This is a genomic window from Algibacter sp. L3A6 (assembly GCF_009796825.1).
Taxonomy (GTDB): domain Bacteria; phylum Bacteroidota; class Bacteroidia; order Flavobacteriales; family Flavobacteriaceae; genus Algibacter.
Genome location: NZ_CP047030.1, coordinates 2,188,105 through 2,204,542 on the forward strand (window position 1 = coordinate 2,188,105; position 16,438 = coordinate 2,204,542).

At 32.7% G+C, this 16,438-nt stretch carries 13 protein-coding genes and 1 pseudogene; 3 read left to right on the top strand and 11 right to left on the bottom strand.

From position 1 onward, the window contains the following. The first annotated feature begins 118 nt into the window (after nt 1-118). Both GQR98_RS09215 and GQR98_RS09220 read left to right on the top strand, forming a co-directional pair. Nucleotides 119-988: a zinc-dependent peptidase gene (locus tag GQR98_RS09215; RefSeq protein WP_159019253.1), complete on the top strand. Its 870-nt coding sequence runs from the start codon at nt 119-121 to the stop codon at nt 986-988. A 144-nt stretch (nt 989-1,132) separates the two neighbouring features. Continuing rightward, nucleotides 1,133-1,552 (top strand): HPP family protein, encoded by a 420-nt coding sequence (locus GQR98_RS09220; RefSeq protein ID WP_042497101.1) that lies wholly within the window; start codon nt 1,133-1,135, stop codon nt 1,550-1,552. On the opposite strand, the gene rpe is transcribed toward GQR98_RS09220, so the two are convergent. The 3 genes from rpe to GQR98_RS09235 all read right to left on the bottom strand — a co-directional run bounded on the left by rpe (nt 1,549) and on the right by GQR98_RS09235 (nt 3,702). Continuing rightward, nucleotides 1,549-2,211, bottom strand: a complete 663-nt coding sequence (gene rpe, locus GQR98_RS09225; RefSeq protein ID WP_159019254.1) for a ribulose-phosphate 3-epimerase — start codon at nt 2,209-2,211, stop codon at nt 1,549-1,551. The genes GQR98_RS09220 and rpe overlap by 4 nt on opposite strands. Nucleotides 2,212-2,254: 43 nt before the next feature. Beyond that, nucleotides 2,255-2,662 carry a BLUF domain-containing protein gene (locus GQR98_RS09230; RefSeq protein ID WP_159019255.1) on the bottom strand — a complete coding sequence of 136 codons (408 nt, stop codon included), beginning with the start codon at nt 2,660-2,662 and terminating at the stop codon, nt 2,255-2,257. 176 nt (nt 2,663-2,838) lie between these two features. After that, a complete protein-coding gene (locus GQR98_RS09235) occupies nt 2,839-3,702 on the bottom strand; it encodes an RNA polymerase sigma factor RpoD/SigA (protein WP_042497104.1) in 864 nt (287 codons plus the stop codon). A 556-nt stretch (nt 3,703-4,258) separates the two neighbouring features. Between GQR98_RS09235 and GQR98_RS09240 the strand changes: the two genes are divergently transcribed. Beyond that, nucleotides 4,259-6,331: a hypothetical protein gene (locus GQR98_RS09240; RefSeq protein ID WP_159019256.1), complete on the top strand. Its 2,073-nt coding sequence runs from the start codon at nt 4,259-4,261 to the stop codon at nt 6,329-6,331. Between the two features lie 139 nt (nt 6,332-6,470). Here the strand turns inward: GQR98_RS09240 and GQR98_RS09245 are convergent, their stop codons facing one another. The 8 genes and pseudogenes from GQR98_RS09245 to GQR98_RS19345 form a co-directional block, all read right to left on the bottom strand. After that, entirely contained in the window at nt 6,471-7,172 is a 702-nt protein-coding gene (locus GQR98_RS09245; protein WP_159019257.1) for a VWA domain-containing protein, read from the bottom strand. A 230-nt stretch (nt 7,173-7,402) separates the two neighbouring features. Continuing rightward, nucleotides 7,403-7,687 carry a LytR/AlgR family response regulator transcription factor gene (locus GQR98_RS09250; RefSeq protein ID WP_159019258.1) on the bottom strand — a complete coding sequence of 95 codons (285 nt, stop codon included), beginning with the start codon at nt 7,685-7,687 and terminating at the stop codon, nt 7,403-7,405. Between the two features lie 23 nt (nt 7,688-7,710). Continuing rightward, the gene (locus tag GQR98_RS09255; protein WP_159019259.1) at nt 7,711-8,139 is read right to left on the bottom strand and encodes a LytR/AlgR family response regulator transcription factor; all 429 of its coding nucleotides are present in this window, start codon (nt 8,137-8,139) and stop codon (nt 7,711-7,713) included. 21 nt (nt 8,140-8,160) lie between these two features. Then, nucleotides 8,161-10,041 (bottom strand): tetratricopeptide repeat protein, encoded by a 1,881-nt coding sequence (locus GQR98_RS09260; protein ID WP_159019260.1) that lies wholly within the window; start codon nt 10,039-10,041, stop codon nt 8,161-8,163. 180 nt (nt 10,042-10,221) lie between these two features. Further along, the gene (locus GQR98_RS09265; RefSeq protein WP_159019261.1) at nt 10,222-12,138 is read right to left on the bottom strand and encodes an OmpA family protein; all 1,917 of its coding nucleotides are present in this window, start codon (nt 12,136-12,138) and stop codon (nt 10,222-10,224) included. A 10-nt stretch (nt 12,139-12,148) separates the two neighbouring features. Beyond that, nucleotides 12,149-13,084, bottom strand: coding sequence for a type IX secretion system membrane protein PorP/SprF (locus GQR98_RS09270; RefSeq protein ID WP_159019262.1), 936 nt, complete (start codon nt 13,082-13,084; stop codon nt 12,149-12,151). Nucleotides 13,085-13,097: 13 nt separating this feature from the next. Then, the gene (locus tag GQR98_RS19340; protein WP_410488908.1) at nt 13,098-13,862 is read right to left on the bottom strand and encodes a gliding motility-associated C-terminal domain-containing protein; all 765 of its coding nucleotides are present in this window, start codon (nt 13,860-13,862) and stop codon (nt 13,098-13,100) included. Between the two features lie 345 nt (nt 13,863-14,207). Beyond that, a pseudogene (locus GQR98_RS19345) lies at nt 14,208-16,427 on the bottom strand (Ig-like domain-containing protein); the annotation flags it as partial. Nucleotides 16,428-16,438: the final 11 nt, after the last annotated feature.

Consider the following 16,438-nt stretch of genomic DNA (forward strand, 5'->3'; position numbering starts at 1 on the left):
GCATTGAAATGAATAATTCGAAATCAATAAGCAAACAACTGTTTTAAGAGCTATTAGAATATTTAAAAATACTATATTACATAACCCTTATTATCTAATTTCAACCTTTATAATTTAAATGACCTTATTAATCCAAAATGATAAATACTACATAGGAACTATAATTGTTGCTATTCTGGTTGGTGTCGTAATTGTGATGATTTTCGTGTTTATAAAGAGAGTTGTTATGTCTATTGTAGACGGTTTGGAGATGATGTATACGTTCTTTACTAAGCGTCCGGCCTTTGTTCATTTATATGTTTTTATTAAAAAAATGAAGCCTGAGCAAATTCGAATTTTAGAAGAACAATTCACTTTTTATAATAGGCTCGATGAAAAAAATAAGCTTTACTTCAGGCATCGGGTAGCATCATTCATAGACAAAAAGCAATTTATTGGAAAAGAAGATTTTTTAATTACCGAACAAGTTCAGGTTTTAGTTTCAGCTACAGCTGTGATGTTAACCTTTGGTTTTAGAGATTTTATGATTGAGGCTGTTGAAAATATAATTATCTACCCAACCCAATATTATTCTCAATTAAATAAGCAGTATCACAAAGGGGAGTTTAATACAAGGCTTAAAACATTAGTTTTATCATGGGATAGTTTTATTGATGGCTACCGTATTGAAGATGATAAATTAAATTTAGGAATTCACGAATTTGCTCACGCCATTCACTTTAATAGTATTTATCAAGAAGATATTAATTCTATTATATTTATTGATACTTTTAATGAGTTAAGAAGCTTGATAGCTGAGGATGAATTTTTAAAAAAGAGATTAGTAACTTCAGAATATCTAAGAGACTATGCTTTTACAAACGATTTTGAGTTGCTTGCCGTTATAGTCGAAACCTTTATTGAAACACCTCAGGCTTTTAGAAATCAATTTCCGGTAATTTATTTTAAGGTTCGGCAAATGCTGAATTTCGATTTCCCTAGCTATTAGTATTCGGTTCTGTTATTTATAATTTATCGTAATGATTAAACTTTTTTTTTACTTCGGACTAGCCTCTTAGGGATAAGTGATAAATGTCATAAAATAAACGCATGTTGTTCTGTAAATTTACTCTAGTAATTAAAACAGAAAGCCATGAGAGAGCACATCCCAGTTTCTTCTATAATGACCAAGACAATTATAGGTTTAACCCGTTCAGACGATTTAAAACGAGCAGAAATGCTATTTAATAGACATAGAATTAAACACATTCCCGTAGTTGCAGGAGAATGCATTATAGGTATGCTTAGTTATACCGACTTAATGCGTATTAGCATCCCTGAAGTTGCAGGAAATGATAATGTTGGTTTAGATTCTGTCGTGCTTAATAGTTTTACAATAGAACAGGTTATGGTAAAAAATGTAGTAACGGTAGCTCCAGAAACTAGCATTAAAGATGTTGCTTTAATTTTAGCAAATAGAGAATTCCATGCGCTACCAGTAGTCGACAAAGGTGACTTAGTGGGCATTGTTACTACAACCGATTTATTAAACTATTTTATTAGAGAATTTTAAGAATTAGCTAAGGCCTTTAATTGCTTAATGGTTTCTATTTGGTTATCACTTTTAAAAACGTGACTTCCAGCTACAAAAACATCAGCGCCAGCTTCAACTAATTTTTGAATATTTTTATCGGTAACACCACCATCAATTTCAATTCGGGTATTTAAACCTTGTTCAGTAATCATTTTACGAAGTTTTTTTACCCGATTGTATGTCATGTCTTCAAACTTTTGCCCTCCAAAACCAGGGTTTATAGACATAAGTAAAACCATATAACATTTAGGTAGTATATCTTCTAAAACAGAAATAGGAGTAGTGAGGTTTAAAACAACACCAGCCTTACAGCCTGCGTCTTCAATTTGAGTAAGCGTACGGTGTAAGTGCACTGTAGATTCGTGGTGTACTGTAATTATATCTGCACCAACTTTAGCAAATTCTTCAATATAACGCTCTGGCTTTTCAATCATTAAATGTACATCTAAAGGCTTTGTAGCATGCTTTTTAATAGCTGCAATTACAGGCATTCCGTATGAAATGTTTGGAACAAAATGACCATCCATAACATCAATGTGAAACCAATCGGCATCACTGTTATTAACCATTTCTGTATCGCGTTGTAAGTTACCGAAATCGGCAGCAAGCATTGAAGGAGCAATTAATTTAGAAGACATTTGTATTCGTTTTGTGTTATTTCCGCAAAGCTAAGGATTTTTATTAGTTGACCGTTAATAGGTCTTCAATAATTTGCGAGAAGAGGCTGCTGTTTTCAATATTATTTTGCTCTAAGGCTGCTACATAAATCTGTAAACCATATAGCGTGTCTATATCTTCGATAACTGTGTATCCGGTATCGAAGGCCTTAAAACTGAGCTGAGAAATGGAGACGTTTAATAGTTCCGAAATCTTAGAGTGTCTTGAGTCTTTTTTAATTTGCATAAAAAGGGTATCAATAACTTCGGGATGACCTTCTATTATTTGAAAAAAGAGATTGTCTTTTTTTACTAAAACGCCTGTAACATTATTACTGTCATTTTTGGTTTGAGTTTCGCAAAACAAGGCTTCAAATTCTAAAAGACTAAGTGAGGGTTTTGCTGTACTCGTGTAGCAAATAGTTTTTAACATTTGGCAAATATAAGATTATTAAGTTTTAGTTAAAAGGCTTACGCATAAAAAGATAGAAAGGTTTAAAATGAATAAACCCACGGTAATCAGCCGTGGGTTCTTTCATCAATCAAAAAACGAACAGTTATTTTTGTAACTGTTTGTAGTTGTAATTTAGTCGTAATAATATGTAACTACTAACCTAAATATGTTTTTAATATTTTACTTCTAGACGTATGTTTTAATCTACGAATAGCTTTTTCTTTAATTTGACGCACACGCTCACGTGTTAGATCGAAAGTTTCTCCAATTTCTTCTAAAGTCATTGGGTGTTGGTTTCCTAAACCAAAGTATAAACGAATAACATCTGCTTCACGAGGTGTTAATGTTTCTAAAGCACGCTCAATTTCTGTACGTAAAGATTCGTGTAATAATTCACGATCTGGATTTGGAGACTCTCCTGAGTTTAATACATCATATAAGTTAGAATCTTCACCTTCAACTAAAGGTGCATCCATACTTACGTGACGTCCAGAGTTTTTCATAGACTCCTTAACATCGTTAATCGTCATATCCAATTCTTTTGCAATTTCTTCAGCAGAAGGTGGACGTTCATGACTTTGCTCTAAAAAGGCAAATGTTTTATTAATCTTGTTAATAGAACCAATTTTATTCAAAGGTAAACGCACAATACGAGATTGTTCTGCTAATGCCTGAAGAATAGATTGACGAATCCACCATACAGCATAAGAGATAAATTTAAAACCACGCGTTTCATCAAAACGTTGTGCGGCTTTAATTAAACCTAAATTACCTTCGTTAATTAAATCTGGTAATGTAAGTCCTTGGTTTTGATATTGTTTAGCAACCGATACAACGAAACGTAAATTAGCTTTTGTTAACTTCTCTAAAGCGACTTGATCTCCCGCTTTGATACGTTGTGCTAATTCAACCTCTTCGTCTGCAGTAATTAAATCAACCTTTCCAATTTCTTGAAGATATTTATCCAGCGATGCGGTCTCTCTATTGGTAACCTGCTTGGTAATTTTAAGTTGTCTCATTATAAAGTATGTTGTTTAGGTTCTTTGTTAAGGTATTCAATAGTTATACGTTTATATAGCAATAAATGTTACAAAATTTTCAAACTATTTTTTTAGGGCGTTTATTATTTAGACTCAAAATGATGTGAAAAGTCACAATATTCGGGTAGAATAAATTTAAATCATAAGCATTGTTCAAAAGTAGGAGTTAGAAATTTCAATACTAATTAAGTATCACTTAATGGCACAATAAGTGTGTTTACCTAAAATGAAGGTTGTGGAGTTTTAAGAGATAAAGTTGCATGCTTTTTATCAAAATTTAATAAAGTCGTTCCAAAATTAAAGGAGATTTTCATACATTACGCACCTAGGTAATTTAAATAAAATATTTGATTTTCACTGTATAGAGAAAATCTTTTAATCCTAACGAGGAACACTTTATATTTGCCGCCAAATTGATTAAACGTTCTAATACTTTATAAGTCTTAGAACAAGTATTAAATCTTGAGAGTTATTAGTGAAAATAGAGAGCTCTGCGAGAACGACGTTTGTAATAACGTTTTAAATTAAACCACCAATGAAGAATAATATACTAATTGAAGATCAGTATAAAAGAACTAGTTTATTTGAAAAAGAAAATGTGAATTATCTGGTTCATGTTTTAAAGAGATTTAATACCGTTCCGAAAATAAACAACATTAATATTATTACCTCTAATAGTGCTCCTAATGTGTTTAAAATTGAGCCTAATAAATCTATTGTAATAGGTTCATTATTTTTAAGTAAGCCCGTTTTAGCGTTGGTGTATTTAAGATATGCTATTGAATGGCAACTTTGGTATAAAGCCTTGGGTACAGATAAAAGCGATACCGTTTTATGTGATATTGCTGCGCTTGAAGTCGCTAGAATTTTTTATAAATTACTACCAAAAGAGGATAAAGAAAAGCTAGAGCCACTTAATTATTTTTTAATAGACTTAATTAAGAATGATAAAAATGTAAGTGTAGAAGATGCATTAGAACATGGTGGACTGCAAGCTTTACATGGTTTAAATACAAACGATAAAATATATAAAGAATCTTGGAAGCCTATTGTTGAAAATTTAGCAAAACCAACTGAGTTTTTGTTAATGGCCGGTGGCGATCTTAGATTAAATATAGATGAAATTGATTTGCTGAATAAATACGGTTGCAGACCATTTCCGAGACCCGATGCTTTCACTTTTGCATCATCTACGGCAACTAGTGTTTCTAATTTTGCTTTCGATAAAACAGATAAAGCACGTAGTATTTTAATAGGGAATAGCTTGAAAAATGGTTTTGAAGGAACTACTATTGAGTTTTCAGAATTATTAAAAGATAAACTGAAAAGAATATTTAAGTTGAATGAGGCCTGTGAAATTATATTTTCACCATCAGGAACCGATTCCTCACTTCAAATTGCTGCTATAACTCAGATTATTTCCGATAAGGATATTACACATGTTTTAGTAGCTTCAGATGAAACGGGTAGTGGTGTGCCTGGAGCATTGAAAGGATGTCATTTTGAAAATACAACAGCCTTAAATTATCCGGTTACCAAAGGAGATAGAATTGAAGGTTTTAGAGATATTGATTTAATCAAAGTTACTTTAAGAGATGAAAATGGTGCGTTAAAAACAACTGAACAGTTAGATGATGAAATATTTAATGCCATATCTAAAACTAATGAATTGGGTAGGTATGTTGTTTTGCATACCATGGATCATTCTAAACTAGGGTATCAATCACCTAGTGAAGCGATGATGGCTAAATTAAATACTTTAAACAATTTATCGATACAAGTTATTGTAGATGCTGCTCAACTTAGGTTGGATCCTAAAGACATGCAGAACTATTTAAACAAAGGCTATATTGTTACAATCACTGGAAGTAAATATTTTACTGGCCCTCCGTATTCTGGAGCGTTAATTTTACCAGAAAGTGTTAGTAAATCAATTCAATCTGCTAAAAATAAGTTTCCAGAAGGTTTAACACAATACTATAATAGTTCCGAATGGCCAGCATCTTGGTTTTGCTCACAAGATCTACCAGATGGTTATAATTTTGGTTCTTACATGCGCTGGAATGCCTCTATAGTAGAAATGGAAAGGTATTTTAAAACGCCTATGCTATACCGAAATATGGCCATTGAAATGTTTTGCGATTTTGTAGACGATTCTGTAAAAGATGCTTCTTTTTTAGAACCTCTATACGGAGAGCTTCCAAATGCCAATGCTTATAATAGTGAAGAGTTTGGGATACGAAATATACGTACCATTTTCCCTTTCTTTATTCTTAAAAACGATAAAGCCTTATCGGTAGAGAATGTTAAAAAACTTTATATTTTATTAAATTCAGATTTATCCGATTATTTTAAAGATGCGCCTTTAGAAATTATAAGGCTCGCAGCTCAAAAATGTCATATCGGTCAGGCCGTGAATGTAAAATATGGTAATGATTTCCAAAGTGCTGTGTTGCGAATTAGTTTAGGCGCACGTGTAATTTCAGAAAGTTGGGTAAATAGAGATATCAGCTTGTTTTTTAGAAATATAGAATTACAAATGAATCAAATTACCGTGATTATCAAAAAAATAGAATTGATTTTAAGCAACCCGGAATTGCTAGATTAGTAGTTAGATGCTAAGTATAAAATACGTATCTATTTTATAAAGTTAAAAAAGCCCAGTAAAATCAATTACTGGGCTTTTAATATTTTAAAGAATGAAATAGAATTTAATATTTAATTTCATTGTTAGTGCAATACTGTTATTATATTTTTGATGTAATAAACTTCCCGTTATTTTCTTCAGCTAAAGTTTTCATGAAATCTAAATCTGCATCATCACCAAAGGCAATAGTGTGAATAATAATATTGTTAGTGTTTACTTTGCGTATTTCGTCAAGCACAACTTTAGGGCCGCTGTTTGGAAGACCGTCACTCATAAGTACTATTTCTTGTACGTCGGGCATAGATAACGCCTCTAAAAGTCCTTCTAGAGTGTTTGTGCCTCCACCAGCTTTTAGATTTTTTACGAAAACATTAGAAGACGTTCTCGATACATTATCGGCTACTTTAAATTCTGTAGATTGTTTTGTAACATCGTTGTTAAAAGTGAAAATAATAAACTTTTTACCGTCAGGTAAGCCTTTTATTGCAGGTATTAGATTACGTTTTACTGCACCTAGCTTGGTAGCTTCATTAGCGACTTGTTTTCCTAATAAGCTACCAAATTTACCACCTATAATTTTACTAACTTGATTTCCTGCTGTGTCACCAACTTCGCGCATTACTTGGTCTTTAACAGAGCCTTCATCTATACCTTCCATACTTCCCGAAATATCAATAAGATAAAGCGTGTTTAGAGTTGATGTTTCTATTTTGTAAAAATCATCAGATTTTTTCATCACATAGCAAGATTGCATTAATGAGCAAATAGCAATTAGAGCAAATACTGTTATCGTTTTTTTCATCTTTTTGGAAAATTAAATAGTTATTTTTGTTTAGAAATATGATTTTTCAGCAGGAAGGGAATAGGGTAGAGGACGTATTGGTGTTTCTGTTTCTAAGAAGTAAATGTAAATTTATTAAAGATGAAAATTTAGACAAATGAGAATTCACCATAAAGCATTTAGAAATAGATAGGTTTTTAAGAGAATTCTAGAAATTTTGTCTTTGTTGAAAAGTGAAAAACGATGAGGTTTTAGAACAATTCATCAATATAATTAAGTAAATTCTTTTTCCTACTTTGAGCAACTGGAATAGCATGGTTTCCATTTAGAACAACTTCATCACTGCGTTTATTAAAAGAGGTAATGTAATTTAAGTTTATTAAAAAACTTTGGTGAACACGAAAAAAACGATGTTCTTTTAGTTTTTCATCAAAAGATTTAAGCGGTTTTGACACTAATATACTCTTACCATCCACTAACAAAAAAGAGGTGTAGTTATTATCTGATTTTGCATATAAAATATCCTTAATATCCACAACATGGATAGCATCTGTAGTTTTTAAAATTGCTCTTTATTGGAAATATTATGCATTAATGTGCTTAATTGCTGCTGGTAATTTGTTTTTTCAAGATCACTTACAACTTTATCTATAGCCAGAATTAGGTCCTTCTTTTCATAAGGTTTTAATAGATAATCTAAAGCACTAAACTTAAAAGCATCAATGGCGAACTTAGCATACGAGGTTGTAAAAATGATTTTAAAATCAATATTATCAAATAGAGGTAGAAACTCAAAAGCATTACCGTCAATTAGAAAAACATCTAAAATAATAAAGTTTGGCTTTAGTTCTTTTATTAGCATTGCGGCTTCTTTAATTGTATTAGAAGTACCAACTATTTTTATGTGTTGATAGGTTTCTATAATAGACGACGCATAGGCAAAGGCCTGCGGATCGTCTTCTACAATAAAGCAAGATATAGTTTCCATATGCAGACAAAGATACTCTATTTACATTGTTGTAAAACTTAAAAGGACTTGAGTGCCATTAGAAGTTGTTTTTACTTCTATATCGCCTTTAAAGTCTTTCGATGATTTGTTGAGGTTTTTTAATTGTTCTTTTATAATTTCCATACTCATAGATTTGTGCAATCGGTTAGAGTCATCTTTTTTGGCTTCAAAACCTTTTCCGTTGTCGGTTATAGAAACGTGTAAAATCGAATCTAGCTTATAGTATTTTACTGAAATAATACCGTTGTCATTATTCTTCAAGCCATGCAATATGGCATTTTCAACAAAGGGTTGCGTTATTAATGTGGGTAACATATCAAAATCTTCATCTACCGATTCTTCAATGTTTATTTTGAATGAAAACGTATTGTTGTAATTAAGTAGTTGCAATGTAAGATAAGATTCGATGGCTGCTTTATCATCTTCAACGGTAATGAAATCGTCATCAGATTTTTCTAAAACCAATCTGATTAATTTCGAATAACTAGTAAGATATGAACTCGATTTTTCTTTGTCATTTTGATGAATAAAATTTTGAATACTTTGTAAAGCATTGAATAAAAAGTGCGGGTTTAATTGCATTTTTCTTAAGCGTTGTTGCAATAGAACCTTGTCTAGTTGTTGTTGTATTTTGTAACTTTTAAATCCAAAATAACCCAAAATGATTATAAGTAAAACAAAAAGTGCTAAGGCTGCAAGTAGGTAATTTTGTTGTTTAATAGTAAGGGCTTGTAGCTTGTTTTCGGTATCTAATATATTAATACGTTGTTCTTTTTTCTCCGACTCGTACTTTTCTGTTAGTTCGGCTACACTTTCTTTTTGCTTTTGGTTAGTAATAGAATCTTTAATTTTATCCTTTAAATCGGCATAATGTAAAGCTGTTTTATATTGCTTTAAGCCGAGGTAAGATTCTTTAAGATTATTGAATATGTAAGATTTTAAAAGACCTTGAGCACCAATGCTAGCACTGTCTAAAAAACTGATAGCTTTTTGATATTCTTGTCTTTTCAGATAAGCATTGCCTACATTATTGTAAGTCACGTTGAGGGTGTTGGTGCTATTAAGTTCTTTTTTTAATGCAATTGCTTTTTTCCCATAAGAAACCGCTTTATTATAATCTGCTCCATCGTTTGTAAAATAGATTGCTAAATTATTATAAATAGTAGATAATGTATTTTTAGAGTTGTATTTAATAGCAAGTTCTTCTGCTTTAAAAATACTTTCGGTATATTTTTTAAACTGCTTTTCGTTGTAGTAGATATTACATAAATTAACTAGAATTTGAAGTTTTACAACTTCATCAAAATCACTTAAAGCCAAAGCGCGTTCTAAATAAATTTGAGCATTTTTATAGTTCTTTAATGAAGCGTTAATAGCACCAATATTAGAATATGTGCTAACAAGCTGCTCTGTTTTTTTTGTTTGCTCTAAAATGCCGGCGGCTTGAACATAAAGTTCTAATGCTTTTTGAAAATCTTGTTTATAGTATTGTATAGTTGCTAGGTTGTGTATGGTTAACCCTTTAATGTGTTTTGGCAAAATCTTGGTAAGATTTTCTTGTAGTAAAGAGTCCGATTTAGAAAACTCCTTTTTAAAAATGAGAAGACTGCTTTGTTGTAAATTAGATTTTGCCAACAACGTATCGTTCTTAATTAGTTTAGATTTTTCAGTAGCTTTTGTAGCATAAAAATAGGAACTATCAATATTTGTTTGAGCTAGTCCTTTCGATTTTAATAAAAGTGCCTCTACTTGTTGAGGTTCATTAATTTGCTCTTGAGCATTTATAACAGAACTATTAAATGCTATTATTCCGCATATTAAAATGCATAATATATTAGAAATAGGAGTGGGGTGTTTATATTTAATAAAGAGGTTGAGCATATTTTTGTAAACTTAATGCAATATAGAAAAAGCCCTTTAAATTTAAGAGTTTGTAATATCGGGATTTGTAAAATACTAGCATATAATTTTCATTGTTGGTTTGATAGAAACATTAATTAATGAACAAAAAAAAATCACAAACTATAAAGCTTGTGATTTTTTTAGAATGGTTGAGTAATTTTATTTCTTCAAGATGTAAAAATAAGATCGTCTGTTTAATTGATGCTCCTCTTGGGTGCATCGAACACCATTACTGCATTTGTTCAGTAATTGTGTTTCTCCATAACCAATAGCACTTTCTATACGCTCTGGTTTAATACCTCTAGAAAGTATATAATCTCTAGTAGATTTTGCTCGCCTATCTGATAGGCTTAAGTTGTATTTATCTCTTCCTCGGCTATCCGTATGCGATTCAATTTTTATAACCATGGTTGGGTTCGCTCTCAATACATCTACAATATTCTCTAACTCGTATTGAGCGTCAAGTCTAATGTTAGATTTATTAAAATCAAAAAAGATAGGCTTAATAACAATTTGATTTCCGACAACTAATGAAGCTAAAAATAAATCTTGTTCAACTTCAATTTCATTTTTATCGCTTGTGTTGAAGTTAGCTTTATCGTCTACATATCCTGGTTTACTTCCTACAAGACTGTAGTTTTTATTACACTCAAGGGTAAATTCATAAGCTCCATTTTCGGTAGTAACAACTTCTTCAATTATTTTTCCTGTTTCATCTATAAGTTTAACAATGGTGTTGCCTAAAACATCATTGGTGTTTTTATCTCTGGTAGTACCTGTTAAGTTTTGAAAACAGACTTTTGAATATACTGTGTAAATATCATCATTACCAACTCCTCCAGGTCTGTTAGATGAGAAATAACTACGCTTATTCTTATCAGAAGGATCTGCGAAATAAGCAAAATCATCATAACCACTATTGTAAGGCGCACCTAAATTTTGAGGTAGAGATAAGCTATCTTTAATAATATTCGATTTAAATATATCTAACAATCCAAGGTTCAAACGACCGTCTGAAGAGAAGTAGAATGTGCTATCTTGACTTACAAAAGGAAACATTTCTCGGCCTTCAGTATTTATTCTTGGTCCTAAGTTTCTTGGTTCGCTAAATTTATTGTTTGGAAGAATATCAACTTCATAAATATCAGTTTGTCCAAAACCACCTTCTCTATCTGATACAAAAAATAATTTTTTATTATCAGCACTTAAGCTAGGGTGCCCTGTTGAAAACACTTCGTCATTAATTGATAATTCTACAATATTTGACCATTGACCATCAATAAGACTCGCTTTATAAATTTTCAGATGAGTAGTCCCTTTTTTGTCAAAATTTAATTCGTTTCTTTTTGTTACGTTATCTCTAGTAAAATACATTGTTTTACCATCGTTCGAAATAGTAATAGTAGCTTCATGATAATCTGTATTTACTTTTGAAGCTTTAATTAAATGCGGAGATCCAAATTCTAACTCATAAGCTTTTTCTTTAACAGCAACTTCAAAAATATCTAAAAATGGTTCTTTATTCCAACCGTATTTTTTGTTTTCATCGAGTCTTCTAGAAGAGGCGAAGTATAGTGTGTTGTTTTGTACAAATGAACCGAAATCTGAAAATTTAGAGTTGATCGATAAGTTCTCTACTGTAATATATAACGACTTATCAACGGTGTTAAGTTCTTCGTAATTTAATAAATCTTCAGAATTGTTTTCGCTAGTTTTAGTGTCGTCATTTTGAAGTAGTAAATATTTTTTCAACCAAATATCAGCTTCAGCATAATGCCCAATACTCTTTAAAGTTGAAATATATTTAAATAAATATAGTGATGAGATATCATCGTATTTATTTACAGCCTTCCCATACCAGGTGGCCGCTTTTTCCGAATTAGAATTGTTGTAATAACAATCGCCTAAACGTGTTAAAACATGCTCGCTATCATCACCATCTTCAAAAGCTTTTTGGTACAGTTCACTTGCTTTTACATAACCATAGTTATCAAAAAACCTATCGGCTAGCTTTACTTGACCGAACATTATAGAACCGTAAATAGTAAATATAATTAGTAATAAATTTGATTTCATAATATGTTTTTTAGAAGAATCTAGGAGATTTAATACGTTTACTTTTAAAGACTTCGAACATAAGTAAGATCTCATGAGTTCCACTTGTGTACGTGTTTAATTCTGATAGCGGATACTCGTAAGCATAGCCAATACGCATTTGTTTGGATACTTGCAAATCGGTAATAAAACCAAGAGCAGCTGCAGATTCGTTAATTCTATAAGAACCACCTAACCAAAATTTATCATTGAACAAAAAGTTGGCCGTCATATCAAAAGATAAAGGAGCACCATTTGTTGCTTTAAGTAAAACAGCAGGTTTAAATTTAGTAGTAGCGCTTAAGTCGAAAACATAACCACCAGTTGCGTAGTAACTAATACGTTCTAAAGCGACGTAATCAATAGTCCCATTTCCACCATTATTGTAATCTGTATTTAGAACTCTAGGAGCAGACAGTCCAACATACCATTTGTTGGTGTGTAGATAAAGTCCAAGACCTATATTGGGACTCCATCTATTAGAAACATCATCAAAAAATTGATCGTTAATAACAGTTGGATCATTTAAAATAGATTGATCAATATGGTATTGTGTAAAACCACCTTTTAGACCAAATGCTAATTTAGCTTTTAAACCTATTGGGAGCGTATATGAAAAATCTCCGTATAAATATGAGAAGTTTTCATAACCAAGTTCATCATTGATAAAAGACAAACCTACACCAATACGGTCGTTTCTTAATGGCGTATGCATAGACAATGTTTGTGTAGTAGGAGCGCCTTCTACGCCAACCCACTGACTTCTATGTAAACCAACAATACTGAAAGTTTCTCTACTACCAGCGTAAGCTGGGTTTATGGAGATTGTATTATACATATACTGTGTGAATTGGGGTAGCTGTTGTGCTACTCCAATCCAGCTGTTGGCCAGTATAAAAATAATGAGTTTTAATTTTAATGACTTCATAATATATTTGGGTTTATTTAGAACCTACGTAAAATGCTTTCGCTATAGGTGCCAATCCACTGTTTTTTAGGTTAATAATATAGTAGTATGTTCCGTTTGGTACTTTATCTGCACCGCCTACAGACGATTTATGAGAAGTTCCATTCCAGTTATTTTGGTAATTAGAGTTCTCGTAGATTTTGGCTCCCCATCTGTTGAATATTTTTAAGTCAACAACAAATCCACAAGTTTCTACTCCAGTGATTGTAAAGAATTCATTTTGTGCATCACCGTTAGGTGTTACAACTTTTGAAATAATTACATCATCTTTTCCACAAGGAAGAACGATACATTCATCATGAATTTCTATAACAACCTCAGTAGTGTTTAAACAACCGTTGTTAGCGCTAGTGTAGCTAAAGATATAATTACCTAACTCTACATTTTCAGGGTTGAATGTACTCTCGTCTAGGTTTGCGTTACCTTGAGTAATTGTCCAGGTTCCACCTACTTGGTCATTTTCTAAATAATCATTCAAGTCGATTGTTCCATCATCAGAACAAGCTCTCTCATTAACAGTTGTAATGAAATCGTTTAATGTAACTGAAATTGTTTGCGTATAAGTTGCGATATTATCACAGTCATCATTTACAGTCCATGTTCTTACTATTTCGTAATCTGAAGGATTGCTTTCATCAAATGAACTTGTTTCTTCAAAAACAACATTTACACTCGATGAACAGTTATCAGTAAATTCAATTGTAGGAACTTCTGGTACGCTTTCACAATTTACTAACAATGATTCGTCAATGTCAGTTGTTGGAGTAGGAGCTATAGTGTCTGCAATAGTTAACGTTGCAACAAGCTCTGTTGTATTGTTGTTTGCATCAGCAATAGTATATGTTACAGTAATTGTACCACTAGCACCACAAGTAGAAACTAAGTTATCAAAATTATAGTCTGAAGTAACTTGACCACTAAATGTTGAATCACAAGCATCGGTAGCACAAAGCTCTAAAGCAGCAATATTAGCATCGTTCCACGCAGTAGCAAGACTTTCATTATCATCCCCAGCACATTCAATAGTTTCATCATTAATAGAACAGTTGATAATACTTGGAGGCGTAGAATCTGTTATTGATAAATAAACCGTTGCTTGATCACAAGCTTGGTCAGCATTATCATCACAAATACTATAAACGAAAGAATCATTTCCTATAAAGTCTACTGATATAGGAGTGTAAGTAAACTCACCTGTGTTAGCATCAATAATAACTGTAACACCTTCAGTAGTTATTACTGTAGTCGTTGTTATTGTTTGCGTATCACCTTCTATATCATTATCGTTTACAAATACATTACCTGTAAGACTTCCACATGTTGAAGCAAAAAAGGCATCATCATTAGCATTAGTTGTATTTGGAGCATCTGTAGGTTGAATAGTTACTGTCACCGTAGCGGTATCACAAAGTGCAGGATTCGCATCATCACAAATGGTATAAGTGAATGTATCCTCACCAATGAAACCGTCATTAGGTGTATAAGTAATTGTTCCATCAGGATTCAGTGTTACTGTTCCGTTATTAGGGTCAGTAGTTTCTGTTACAGAAATAGTATCACCATCAGGATCAAAATCATTTGCAATCACAGGGATTGAAATAGGAGTTCCTTCCGGCGTTGTAGTTGTATCTGCATTGGCAATAGGCGCTTCGTTATCAGGGCCACTTACCGGTAATACTTCAATATAAACTGTAGCAGTATCACAAGCTTGAGGATTCCCATCATCACAGATTGTATACTCGAAAGTATCTTCACCTGTGAAACCAGGATTAGGGGTGTAGGTATAAGATCCATCAGGATTCATTACCACTGTACCGTTATCCGGTTGTGTATTCTCAGTTACTGTTTGTGCATCACCTTCGAAATCTTCATCGTTTGTTAATACATTTCCAGTTACAGGTTGATCAATAAAAGTGTTATTGATATCAGCGATAGCATCGGTTGTGTTTTCAATACCTCCCACAGTAATAAATACAGTAGCAGTATCACAAGCTTGGTCAGCATTATCATCACATATTGTGTAAGTGAAGCTATCCGTTCCAGAGAAACCATCATTAGGAGTGTATGTAAAGTCTCCATTAGCCTCTACAGTTACACTACCATTATTTGGTTGTGTATTCGCCGTTACAGATTGGTTATCACCTTCGACATCATTATCATTTACTAATAGATTTTGAGTGACATCAGCACCCGGAGTGGTTGTGTATGCATCATCATTAGCATTAGTTGTATTAGGAGCATCTTCAGGTTGCACCGTTACTGTAACCGTAGCGGTATCACAAAGCGCAGGATTCGCATCATCACAAATAGTGTAAGTAAAGGTATCCTCGCCAATAAACACATCATTAGGCGTATAAGTAATTGTACCATCAGGATTCAGTGTTACTGTACCGTTATCCGGAGTTGTAGTTTCTGTTACAGAAATAGCATCACCATCAGGATCAAAATCATTTGCAATCACAGGGATTGAAATTGGAGTTCCTTCCGGCGTTGTAGTTGTGTCAGCATTAGCAATAGGCGCTTCATTCTCAGGACCACTTACTAGTAATACTTCAATATAAACTGTAGCAGTATCACAAGCTTGAGGATTCCCATCATCACAGATTGTATACTCAAAAGTATCTTCACCAGTAAAATCAGGATTAGGTGTGTAAGTATATGTTCCATCAGAATTGACAACCACAGAACCATTAGCAGGTTGCGTGTTAGCAGTTACTGATTGGTTATCACCTTCGAAATCTTCATCGTTGGTTAATACATTACCAGTTACGGGTTGTCCAACGAATGTGTTGTTGATATCGGCAATAGCGTCGGTTGTGTTTTCAATACCACCAACGGTAATGTAAACGGTAGCTGTATCACAAGCTTGCTCAGCATTATCATCACAAATCGTATAAGTAAACATATCTGTTCCAACAAACCCAGGGTTCGGCGTATAGGTAAAGTCACCGTTAGGCGCTACTGTTACTGTACCGTTAGTTGGGTTTGTGTTAGCTGTTACTGTCTGGTTGTCACCTTCAACATCATTATCATTAACTAAAACGTTTTGTGAAATCACAGCATCCGGAGTTGTTGTGTATGCATCATCATTAGCATTAGTTGTATTTGGAGCATCTGTAGGTTGAATAGTTACTGTAACCGTAGCCGTATCACAAAGTGCAGGATTAGCATCATCACAAATAGTGTAAGTGAATGTATCCTCACCAATGAAACCGTCATTAGGTGTATAAGTAATTGTTCCATCAGGATTCAGTGTTACTGTTCCGTTATCCGGAGTTGTAGTTTCTGTTACAGTGATTGTATCACCATCAGGAT